Raw genomic sequence first — 11,236 nt, forward strand, 5'->3', positions numbered from 1 at the left:
AGATCTCACAGGTTTTCAAAACCTGTGAGGTCTCAAGAAAAATAGAATGCAGGATTTAAACCACATACAAAACATTTATTTTATCGGCATTGGCGGTATTGGGATGAGTGCGTTAGCGCGCTACTTTAAATTCCAGGGAAAAAAAGTAGCCGGTTACGATAAAACTTCAACTTCGCTTACCAGAACGCTGGAAGCCGAAGATATTGTTGTGGTTTATGATGAAAAAATGAATTTGGTTCCAACCGAATTCACAGATAAAGAAAATACATTGGTTGTTTATACACCCGCAGTTCCTGCCGCTCACGAACAACTTACGTATTTCCAAAAAAACGGCTTTAACTTGAAAAAAAGAGCTGCTGTGCTTGGGTTGATCTCTAAGGGAAAAACCACACTGGCGGTAGCTGGAACTCACGGAAAAACTACAACCACGGCAATTTTAGGTCATCTACTTAAAGAAACCGATGCAAAAGTCACCGGATTTCTAGGAGGAATAAGTGAAGATATTCAAAGCAATTTAATCCTAAAAGGCGACGAAGTTATTGTGGTGGAAGCTGATGAATTTGACAGGTCTTTTCTTCATCTTTCCCCAAATATTGCGGCAGTAACCTCTATGGATGCCGATCATTTAGATATTTATGGTAAAAAAGAGGAGCTGGAAGACACCTTTAGGCAATTTGCTGCTCTCGTGCCAGAGGACGGAACGCTATTTGTGAAAAATGGCTTGCCTCTAGATGGAATTACTTTTGGAATTGAAGACAACGCCGATTATTCGGCACAAAGTATAAAGATTAAAAATGGAACATATCATTTTGATCTAAAAACTCCTAACGGAGTTATTGAAGATTTTAAGTTTAATCTACCCGGCAAACACAATTTGCTAAATGCTATAACCGCCCTGGCGATGGCTATCCAATTTGGATCCCCAATCCCCAAGCTAGCCAGGGCGTTATATAGTTTTAAAGGTGTGAAACGTAGATTTTCTTATAAAATTAAGTCAGATAAGCTGGTGCTTATAGATGATTATGCACATCATCCGGCAGAGATTGCTGCGGTGAATCAGGCGGTTAGAGAAATGCATCCCGGGAAGAAGGTTTTGGCAGTTTTTCAACCTCATTTATTTAGCAGAACTAAAGATTTTATAGATGATTTTGCTGAAAGTTTGGCTTTGTTTGATGAGTTGTTTTTATTGGATATCTATCCCGCAAGAGAGCTTCCTATTGAGGGAGTAACTTCAGCCTGGCTTTTGGGAAAAATTCAAAATTCTAATAAGAAACTAATTCAGAAAGAAAATATAGCTGAAGAGATAAAAAAATCCAATCCTGAAGTTGTGGTGCTTATGGGTGCCGGCAGTATTGGGGAAGAAGTGGAAAACGTGAAAAAAGCATTGGAAAATGAAGTTTAAACTAGCATACATAAAACTGCCGGTTTTGCTCATTTTAGTGGGTTTTTTATTCGGTTTTGCTGAAAAAAGGAATAATGCTCGAAAAATAAGCGATGTAGAGGTGAAATTTATAGCGGGTGAAAACCTGTATGTTACTGAGGAAGCGGTTAATAAGTTGTTGATACAAAATGATGTGGCCGCGGCGGGCATAGACAAAGAAATTTTAGATTTGAATAGGGTAGAAAGCCTTTTGAATAATCACGATATGATAGAAAATGCTGAAGTGTTTTTAAGTCTGGACGGGAAGCTCCAGACTAAAATAAGTCAGCGTAAACCCATTGGTAGAATAGTGGGTAATTCTTCTTTTTACTTAGATAAAAATGGGCTTGTAATGCCGCTTTCACCATATTATGCTGCCCGAGTGCCTCTGGTATCAGGAGTGGATTCGAGCAATGTAAAAATAGCATACCCGTTGGTAGACTATATTCAGAAAGATGAATTTTTAACCCGGCATATTACCGGTGTTAAACGTTTGCCCGGAGATAAATTTGAATTAGAAATGAGAAAACTGGACTTTACGGTGTATTTCGGTAAAGCCGAAAGCATAAACCTAAAGTTCAATAATTTTAAAGCTTTTTATAAAAAAGCATTGAGAGACGAGAAATTAGAGACCTACAAAAAAGTGAATTTACAATTTGGAGATCAGGTTGTTTGCACTAAAAAGTAAATTATGGAACACAACGACATAGCCGTAGGATTAGATATTGGAACCACAAAGATTGTGGCCATGATTGGGCGTAAGAACGAGTATGGAAAGGTGGAAATCGTAGGTATTGGAAAATCCAAAAGCCTTGGTGTTCACCGCGGAGTGGTAAATAATATTACTCAAACCATTCAATCAATTCAACAGGCTATACAGGAAGCAGAAGCAGATTCTGGATTAAAAATAAGTGATGTAGTGGTTGGAATTGCAGGTCAGCATATTAGAAGCCTGCAGCATAGTGATTATATAACCAGGACGAATCCTGAAGAGGTTATAGATGCCGATGATATTCACAGCCTTTGCAACCAGGTTCACAAATTAGTGATGTTGCCGGGTGAAGAAATTATTCACGTTTTACCTCAGGAATTTAAGGTAGACGGCCAGGCAGAAATTAAGGAGCCTATTGGAATGTACGGTGGAAGATTAGAAGCCAATTTCCACGTAGTGGTTGGGCAGGTTTCTTCCATTAGAAATATTGGAAGATGTGTAAAAAGCGCCGGTTTAGAACTTTCAGCAGTGACTTTAGAGCCATTGGCTTCAGCTAATGCAGTTTTAAGTCAGGAAGAAAAAGAAGCAGGTGTAGCGCTTATTGATATAGGTGGTGGTACAACCGATCTGGCAATTTTTAAAGACGGGATAATCAGGCATACCGCAGTAATTCCTTTCGGTGGAAATGTAATTACTGAAGATATTAAAGAAGGATGTTCAATTATAGAAAAGCAGGCCGAGTTACTAAAAATCAAATTTGGATCTGCCTGGCCGGGAGAAAATAAGGATAATGAAATTGTTTCCATCCCAGGATTACGTGGAAGGGAACCTAAGGAAATAACCTTAAAAAACCTTTCAAAAATAATTCACGCCCGTGTGGTGGAAATTATAGAGCAGGTTTACCTGGAAATTAAAAATTACGGCCACGAAGAGCAAAAGAAAAAATTAATTGCCGGAATGGTTTTAACCGGAGGTGGCGCACAGTTGAAGCATTTAAAACAACTGGCAGAGTATATCACCGGAATGGATACCAGAATAGGTTATCCTAACGAGCATTTAGCTGGTAATAATGATACTGAAACCACCAGCCCCGTTTATGCTACAGCAGTTGGTTTGGTCATGAACAGCCTTGAACATGGTGAGAAGAAGTTTCAGGAAGAGGTAGTGCTGAAAAGCAAAGAAGATAGAGAGAAAGAAGAATTGGAGTTGCAGGAGGATTTTGAGCAAAATACACCAGAAGGTGATGAGTTGAAGAAGGATCCAGTGGCTCCACAGAGACCACCCAAAAAGAGCATTTTTGATAAGTGGGCAGAGAAGTTTAAAGATTTTTTAGATAACGCAGAGTAAAAGATAGAACCAGTAAAAAAGAATTTATGAGCAGTACAGAATTCGACAACATTGCATTCGATTTACCAAAGAATCAATCGAACGTCATTAAGGTTATTGGTGTAGGTGGAGGAGGCAGCAATGCCATAAACCACATGTTCCAGTTAGGGATAAAAGGAGTAGATTTCGTGGTTTGCAACACAGATGCGCAAGCCCTGGATAATAGTTCAGTTCCCAATAAAATACAGTTAGGGGTAAGCTTAACCGAAGGTTTAGGGGCCGGGGCGAATCCACTTATAGGGGAGCAGGCAGCCGTAGAGAGTTTTGATGAAATTAAACAAATGCTTGATGTAAATACCAAAATGGTATTTATCACTGCAGGTATGGGTGGGGGTACCGGTACAGGTGCCGCGCCTGTTATTGCCAAGCAGGCAAAAGATATGGATATCCTTACCGTTGGGATCGTGACCATTCCTTTTCAATTTGAAGGGAAAATGAGAAACGAACAAGCTCAGCTTGGTGTGGAAAAACTTAGAAGTCACGTTGATTCCTTAATTGTGATCAACAATAATAAGCTTCGTGAAGTTTATGGAAACCTTGGTTTTAAAGCCGGTTTCTCTAAAGCCGATGAGGTTTTGGCAACCGCTTCGAGAGGTATTGCTGAAGTTATTACCCATCACTACACACAAAATATTGACCTTAGGGATGCTAAAACCGTTTTAAGTAATAGCGGAACAGCAATTATGGGATCTGCACAGGCAACTGGTGCCACCAGAGCTCAGGATGCGATTAGCAAAGCCCTGGATTCTCCGTTATTAAATGACAATAAGATTACCGGTGCCCAAAACGTATTACTGCTAATTGTTTCGGGTTCTGAAGAAATCACTATTGACGAAATTGGAGAAATCAACGATCACATCCAGGCAGAAGCTGGTCACAGTGCCAATATTATTATGGGTGTTGGTGAAGATGAAGCTTTGGATGAAGCAATTTCCGTTACAATTATCGCTACGGGTTTTAATGTAGAACAACAGAACGAAATTGTAAATACAGAAACTAAAAAGATAATCCACACCTTAGAAGACGAGCAAAAAGCGGAACAAAAATTAAATCCGAAAAAAAGGGGTTTCTATCCTGAATTGAATAGAAAAACTGAAGAGCAGCCTATTTCTAAAGAAGATGAAAGTCCTCAAGAGCCAGACAATACTATTGTACATACTTTAGACGACAGCGTGGAGGAAGTTGATGAAGTAGGGAATATTCAGGTTAAGGAAGACGAATTATATCATACGCCAAGATCGGCGAGAGATATGGAGGTTTCTTACGAGGAAATAAACCCTAATGATTTCATTATAAATGATACTTCAGAAGAAATGAAGTCTATGGAGTTGAACGAGCCAGAAGAGGTTCAGAATACTAATGAAGATCAAATAATGTTTACTTTCGATTTTCCTATAAATCAGGAAAAGAAAGAGGAACCTAAACAAGAGCAACCAAAACAGGAACAGCCAAGACCGCAACAACCAAAACAGGAAAAAAAGCAAGAAATTAGACATCAACTTGAAGAAGATGAATCTAAAAATATTGAAGTAAACGAACCTGTTGAGATCGTTCCCGTAACTGAAAGTTCTGCCAGGGGTGTAAAAAGATATAGTCTTGATGATTATATGGAGTTTGAGCAATCTTTAGATAGATCTAAACCTCAGGCTAAAAAGAAGGAAGAGCCAAAAGATGAAGCTATTGCTTTTGAAAAGAAAACCTTAAAACCAGAACCTCAAAACCCTGAAAAAAATCAGGAAGAGCACGGGGAGGAGGATCCGTTTAATAACCCTATTTCTGAAGTTCTAATAGAACGGGCAGCTGAGCGTAGGGCGAAAATGAAAGAATTCAATTACAAATTTAGAAGCAACGCTGCTCAAATTGATGAGATTGAAAAACAACCTGCTTACAAAAGACAGGGAGTAGATTTGGATAAAAGTGAAAAAGGAGAGGGGAAATTATCGCGCACTACTTTAGGAAAAGACGATAATGATGATCTTCATTTTAGAAGAAACAATTCCTTTCTACACGATAATGTAGACTAATACCAATCTTTATTATATATTACTGTTCATAAAAAAGGTGCCTCACAATGGGCACCTTTTTAATTTTAATAAAATTGCTTCAGGTTTATTTATTTTCAGCCTGAATATCTTCGGTATCTTTTCTTCTTTTAATTAGGGAAATTCCTGAAATAAAGAAAATAAATCCAATAATTGCAAGCGCCCAGGGGCTTAACATAAGCGCAATACTTCCAAAAATTCCTAGAATTCCCATGACAAGAGCTATCGCCCCACCAATGGTTAAGATAATTCCTAAGATTTTAATCATAACTAAAGTGTTTTGGTTAGGGAAATAAAGGTAGCCAAAGATTTGAAATTGTATGCGTGATTAACATTTATTAAAGAAATGGCGCGGTTTTCAAGGTTTTTTGAGCCACTTTTCTATTTCTTCAATTGCTTCGGTTTCATTTCCCCAGCCATCAATTTCTATTACCTGAGACTTATCGTAGAAGCTAAACCAGCTTTCCAGAATTTTGATTACTTCAGGATAATTTGAAGTAAAGCCCTGATAATTTTCTGTTTTTATAATTTGTGCTTTCAAGTCTGCAGGTATAGCAATGATCTTGTAATCCAGTTCCCCTTCATCTATTAGTTTAAAAACTGCGATAGGAATTATTCCAATAATGCTTCCGGTATTTTTACTTTCTCCAAGTATCAGGACATCTACGGCATCCCCATCACCACCTTGCTCAGGATCTGAGAATGTTGATGGAATAAAACCATAATTGCCGGGATAAGGCAGGAAATCTATAATACGATCTTTACCTTCCCGTTGATCTACTAAAAACTTCTTTTTTGTTTTGTGGTATTCTATCTTTTTATTGGTACCGGCGGGAATTTCAATTACCGCCTGGAAATTTCCATTTTTAGATTTAGATGGAATGTTCGCGAGGTCTTGAGAACTCTTGCAGCCTGCCAGCAGCAGTAAACCAATTATTAAGAAGTTATACGTGGGAAATTTCATCATTTAATTTAATCCCAATAGATCATAAAATATTTGATTTTCGCATCATCCGGAATTTGTGAAGCTCTTATTTTTGAATCGGTATCGTATCTTAGGTCTGATGGTAATTCTTTTTTATCTATGGTGATATAAGTATTGATTTCATCTAGAAAAACTACTGCAGCGTTAAGAGTGTTTTCAATTCTTGAAATATTATAATCTTCTAGAATATCTTTAAAAGTACTCGCTGTACTTAAACCGCTTTTGGTTTCGTAGCGAGAATCCAGAACCCTTATATAACCAATTGTACTTGTAGAATCAAATTCCTGAAGGGGTTCTAGAACCATTAATGGTTTACCGCCTTTTTCAAACACTTTTATTTCGCTTGTTGCACGAAATTCTTCAACACCGCTTTTTTGCTTTATAAGAGAATCTTCAGCAAAAATAGAGTCTAATTGGTTAATCTTAATATGGCGGTGCACAGGACCCACCTGGTTAGCAGTAATTAAAAAAGGATTGTCTTCGTCTTTTTGGCATGAGGTTAGACCTAAAGTTAAGCCTAGAATAAGTAGCAATGATTTTTTCATTTCTTAGATTGAATATTGATGATATTTATTTTAATAATTTATTTAAAACTCCCATAACACCTCTTATAAATGTGGCACTGGTAAGCACTTTAATTACTGCTCCCTGGGTTTTATTAGTTGTCTTTCGGGACGTCTTACTGCTTGCTTTTTCGCGTTCTAAAGCTTCAGCTTCGGCTTTTTCTTTGGCTTCTTTAGCTTCAGCTTCATCTATTTTTTTATTTAATAATTCGTAAGCGCTTTCGCGATCTATTTCTTCATTATATTTTGCTCGTAATTTAGATTGTAGAACAAGTTCTTCGAGTTCGGTATCGGTTAAAATATCCATTCTACTCATTGGTGCTCTAAGCATTGTAGCTGCCAGGGCAGAAGGTCTTCCTTTTTCATCTAAAGCAGATACCAGGGCTTCTCCAATACCTAACGAAGTAAGCTCATTTTTGGTATCGTAATATTTTGAAATCGGATAATTTTCAGCCGATAATTTTATCGCTTTTCGGTCTTTTACAGTAAACGCCCGCAAGGCATGTTGAATTTTTAACCCCAACTGTCCCAATACTTCCGAAGGAACATCTGTTGGATTTTGAGTTACAAAATAAAGGCCCACACCTTTAGACCGAATTAACTTTACAATACTTTCAATTTGATCCATTAATGCACCCGAAGCTTCTTTGAAGATAAGATGAGCCTCGTCTATAAATAATATCAATTTAGGTTTATCGCTATCCCCTTCTTCAGGAAATGTAGTGTAAATTTCAGCTAATAAGCTTAGCATAAATGTTGAAAACAACTTTGGCTTATCCTGGATATCGGTTAGCCTCATGATATTTACGTACCCGTGGCCTTTTTCGTCTTTCCGGGTAAGATCGGTAACTTCAAAAGATTTTTCACCAAAAAAGCGTTCAGCGCCTTGCTGCTCGAGTGCAACAATTTTTCTTAGGATAGCACCGGTAGAAGCACTGGAAATTCTTCCGTATTCATTTTCTATAGTTTCCTTTCCTTCCTTAGTTACATACTGAAGCATCTTTTTTAAATCCTTAAGATCCAGTAACGGTAAATGATGATCGTCGCAGTATTTAAAAATAATAGCTAAAATCCCTTCCTGAGTGGGTGTGACATCTAAAATGCGAGATAAGAGAATGGGACCAAATTCGCTAACCGTAGCTCTTAATCTTACGCCATCCTGTTCTGAAATTGTGAGAAATTCTACCGGGGATTTTGAACTTTCAAATGGAAATCCAAGTTTTTTATGACGTTCGTGTAAAAATTCTTCTCCAGCTGATTCCTTTGCGATTCCGCTAAGGTCACCTTTTACATCCATCAATAAAACAGGCACTCCTTTTTGAGAAAGGTTTTCAGCAAGAATTTGTAGGGTTTTAGATTTTCCTGTTCCGGTAGCCCCGGCTATAAGCCCGTGGCGGTTCATTGTTTTCAACGGAATTTTAACCGCAGCATCGGCAAAAGTTTCACCGTTAAGCATTGCGGCACCCAAATGGATATAATCGCCTTTAGGATTGTAGGCCTGGCTGATATGTTCTACAAACTCTTGTGTTTTATCCACGCTTCAAATTTTCTTAAAAATAAGAATTGTTGGGAATAATCGACAGTTTTAAGCCAATTTACTTTTTATGAAATAATTATTTGACGGGGTTTTCCAGAAGTTCTATGCTTCCTTTTGTTGCGTTTATCTTCGCTTTCAGTCCATTAGGGATAGTAACATTATCGTCTATATGGCCAATCATCGCGCCTGAAAAGGCAGGGATATGCAATGGTTTTAGGTAATGGTCCAAAACTTCTTCCATCGTTAAAGAGCCATAACCGGAGCCGCCGGGATTACAGTTGGTGCATTTCCCGAAGACAAAGCCGCTAATTTTGCCAAGTACGCCACCTAACTGTAACTGACTCATCATGCGGTCTACGGCATAAATTTGTTCGCCAACATCTTCTAAATAGAGGATATTGTTTTCCCAATCTGTAGGGAAATATTCAGATCCCATAATACCGGTAAGCACCGAGAGATTTCCGCCAATTAGTCTACCTGTAGCCTCGCCGGGTTGAATGGTTCTAATGCGGTTTTTAGTTTGCACGAGGTTATCCCCTTTATCGGTAGGATTAGAAAAAGTGATTTTTTCCTTATCGAATAATAAACGTTTAAAATGATCAAAACTGAAAGAGTTCCAAGTTGAAACCGCTAATGGACCGTGATAAGTAACCAGGCCGGTTTTTTCATAAATCGCCAAATGTATCGCAGTAATATCGCTATAACCTATAAAAATCTTGGGATTGTTTTTAATTGCTTTGTAATCTAATTTATCCAGAATTCTCGCCGCGCCAGATCCCCCACGGAGGGCCATAATCGCCTGAATAGTATCATCACGGAACATATTGTTTAATTCCTGCGCTCGTTCTTCATCGGTTCCTGCAAGATGGCCATAACGCCCTTTTACAAAAGCTCCAAATTTCACCTTCAAACCCATTGCTTCCAGGTTTTCTTTGGCGATTTCGAAGGGTGCGGTTTCAAAAATTGCGCTGGAGGGACTAATAATTCCCACGGTATCTCCTTTTTTTAATCCTTTTGGAATTAAAACCGAATTGCTTGAAGGTGAAATTTTATCAATTCCTGTAAAATTTGCCAACGGGAAAGCTAAACTCCCCATTCCTAGATTTTGAATAAATTTTCTTCGTTGCATTTGCAGTGTTTTAGGAGATTTAAAGTTAATAATTATCACGAATTTGGAGCAGTACCTTTTCCATTTCGGCTTTTAGTACTGAGGTTGGAATCGTGTAATTACTATTCATAAAACTGAAAATTAGAAGTTTGCCACTGTTCGTTTTCAGATATCCGCTAAGACTGTGATTGTTCTTTAAAGTTCCGGTTTTAGCGAAAATATAAGGTTCATCAGCTTTATAATAATTTTTTATAGTACCCGAGTGACCTCCGGTTGGTAGCATATCTAGTAATTGCTCCTCGGGAACTTCAACTTTGATTTTTTGAAGCAATTTTACAATACTTCGTGGGGTAAAAAGATTATACCTTGAAAGCCCAGAACCATCATACCACATAGGTTCGTCTGGTAAATCATTTAAATGATTATCCTTCATATACTCTATAGCGATATCAGATTTTAAGGTATCTGAAATTTTTCCGGCTGCCATAATCAGGATTTGTTCAGCGATAAAATTATCACTTACCTTCAGCATTTCCTTATATATACTATCGCTGGGAATGCTATACATAGTTTTAGTAAGTTTTTTGTTTAATTCTGAATTTTGAACCAGGCTAACCGGTTTTTGAAGGGTATCTACTAGTAGTTTGATAAGAATTTTGGATGAATATTTAAAGGGTACAGATTGCGAAAAATCTGATTCTTTATTTTGATTGTTGAACTCAAACCGGTTACTAACCATATTCCGTCTAAGTCGGGAAGAACTAAGACTGTCTTTTACGCTTACCAAAGAGTCTGTAAAGATTTTTGGCCAAACCACGGGAAACTCCTTATTTTTTTCGAAATCAAATCCTATCATATTGCCATAAATAGGAAAGGCGGTGCGTTCTGCGGAATAGTATGCATTGTAATCGTCCCAGGCCCAACCGGGACCCTGATGTTTTTCGGTGTAAGTTGGAGTTACATAGGCGAGGTGATTTCCCCTATTTTTCAAAAACTCAAGGACTTTGGAATTGGGTAAATTTTCATTTAAAAAAGATGGATCTCCTGTAGCTTTAAAATAAAGGGTATCGTTTTGGATTTCATACTTAAGCGCGGGGACAGAATCTCCCAGGATTTTTAATCCGGCATAGAAAGTAAAAAGTTTAGTGTTAGAGGCCGGCGTGAAATATTTATTTGCGTTATGGCTATAAAGAGTGTCATTTTTTTCTGGATCAATAACTATAAAACCTACGAAGCCTTTTTGGAAAACAGGAGATTCCTTGAATATTTTGTCTAAGGGCTTGCGTATTTGTTGATGAGTAGCACAAGAACCAAAAATAATAATGGTTGAAAAAAACAGAATTTTAAAAATTAAGCGACTTCTCACAATTGTAAAATTTAGAATAGGTTTACATATTTTTAAAAAATTAGTACAAAGTTAAATTAATAATCAAGAAGTTAATAAAAGTTTAATTTTTAAGTGAACAAATTTGTTTAGGTATTG

Annotated in this window: 10 protein-coding genes; 4 read left to right on the forward strand and 6 right to left on the reverse strand. The window is 37.6% G+C overall.

Translation table 11 applies throughout. The annotated features are described in order from the left end of the window. Positions 1–46 precede the first annotated feature (46 nt). Genes murC through ftsZ form a run of 4 tightly spaced genes read left to right on the forward strand, consistent with a single transcriptional unit; the run spans position 47 to position 5,542 of the window. Positions 47–1,402, forward strand: a complete 1,356-nt coding sequence (murC, locus tag FG27_RS11900) for a UDP-N-acetylmuramate--L-alanine ligase (RefSeq protein WP_037319363.1) — start codon at positions 47–49, stop codon at positions 1,400–1,402. Next, positions 1,392–2,108, forward strand: coding sequence for a cell division protein FtsQ/DivIB (locus FG27_RS11905; RefSeq protein ID WP_037319366.1), 717 nt, complete (start codon positions 1,392–1,394; stop codon positions 2,106–2,108). The genes murC and FG27_RS11905 overlap by 11 nt, the downstream gene beginning before the upstream one ends. A gap of 3 nt (positions 2,109–2,111) precedes the next feature. Beyond that, complete coding sequence (gene ftsA / locus FG27_RS11910) at positions 2,112–3,479, forward strand: cell division protein FtsA (protein ID WP_037319368.1); 1,368 nt, start codon at positions 2,112–2,114, stop codon at positions 3,477–3,479. Between the two features lie 26 nt (positions 3,480–3,505). Continuing rightward, positions 3,506–5,542, forward strand: coding sequence for a cell division protein FtsZ (gene ftsZ, locus FG27_RS11915; protein ID WP_037319370.1), 2,037 nt, complete (start codon positions 3,506–3,508; stop codon positions 5,540–5,542). An 85-nt stretch (positions 5,543–5,627) separates the two neighbouring features. On the opposite strand, the gene FG27_RS11920 is transcribed toward ftsZ, so the two are convergent. The 6 genes from FG27_RS11920 to dacB form a co-directional block, all read right to left on the reverse strand. Next, positions 5,628–5,828 (reverse strand): hypothetical protein, encoded by a 201-nt coding sequence (locus FG27_RS11920; RefSeq protein ID WP_037319372.1) that lies wholly within the window; start codon positions 5,826–5,828, stop codon positions 5,628–5,630. 90 nt (positions 5,829–5,918) lie between these two features. Further along, positions 5,919–6,527: an inorganic diphosphatase gene (locus FG27_RS11925; protein WP_231563312.1), complete on the reverse strand. Its 609-nt coding sequence runs from the start codon at positions 6,525–6,527 to the stop codon at positions 5,919–5,921. A 5-nt stretch (positions 6,528–6,532) separates the two neighbouring features. After that, positions 6,533–7,090 carry a hypothetical protein gene (locus FG27_RS11930; RefSeq protein WP_037319377.1) on the reverse strand — a complete coding sequence of 186 codons (558 nt, stop codon included), beginning with the start codon at positions 7,088–7,090 and terminating at the stop codon, positions 6,533–6,535. A 25-nt stretch (positions 7,091–7,115) separates the two neighbouring features. Further along, a complete protein-coding gene (locus FG27_RS11935; protein WP_037319379.1) occupies positions 7,116–8,645 on the reverse strand; it encodes a helicase HerA-like domain-containing protein in 1,530 nt (509 codons plus the stop codon). A gap of 76 nt (positions 8,646–8,721) precedes the next feature. Beyond that, entirely contained in the window at positions 8,722–9,774 is a 1,053-nt protein-coding gene (locus FG27_RS11940) for an LD-carboxypeptidase (protein WP_037319382.1), read from the reverse strand. Positions 9,775–9,799: 25 nt separating this feature from the next. Further along, the gene (gene dacB, locus FG27_RS11945; RefSeq protein WP_231563313.1) at positions 9,800–11,119 is read right to left on the reverse strand and encodes a D-alanyl-D-alanine carboxypeptidase/D-alanyl-D-alanine-endopeptidase; all 1,320 of its coding nucleotides are present in this window, start codon (positions 11,117–11,119) and stop codon (positions 9,800–9,802) included. Between the last annotated feature and the right edge of the window lie 117 nt (positions 11,120–11,236).

This window comes from Salegentibacter sp. Hel_I_6 (genome assembly GCF_000745315.1).
GTDB lineage: Bacteria > Bacteroidota > Bacteroidia > Flavobacteriales > Flavobacteriaceae > Salegentibacter.